Origin of the sequence: Citrobacter sp. Ce006, assembly GCF_030336535.1 — a bacterium.
Classification (GTDB): domain Bacteria; phylum Pseudomonadota; class Gammaproteobacteria; order Enterobacterales; family Enterobacteriaceae; genus Citrobacter; species Citrobacter europaeus.
The window spans coordinates 1-269 of record NZ_JAOWDO010000041.1; the positions used below are offsets into that span (position 1 = coordinate 1).

Sequence of the window (269 nt, forward strand, 5' to 3'; positions counted from 1 at the left end):
TATGAGAATCAGATCTCATGGGGCGGCGGTGATATTTTTGCCTTCCTTTTAGTGCCATTTATGCTCTTTTATTTAATCAGCCCCGCTTTATTCGGATGGAATATAATGATCTCTTTAGGCTCTTTGTTAGGCCTGATTTTTTTTCTCTCTTTATTTAAACTTTTGATCAGAATGACCTATCACACGCCCCGCGGTACGCCCGTGCGCCTAAACCGTAAGCGGCAGAAAGTCTATATTTACGAACATCACCGCAGCAGCTGGAATCCGTG

The 269-nt window shown here is 43.5% G+C and carries 1 protein-coding gene; it reads left to right on the forward strand.

Features of this window, described 5'->3' with window-relative positions:
* Positions 1-269: DUF6708 domain-containing protein (locus OGV94_RS00825; RefSeq protein ID WP_353622562.1), on the forward strand; the 269-nt coding region annotated here is incomplete at both ends.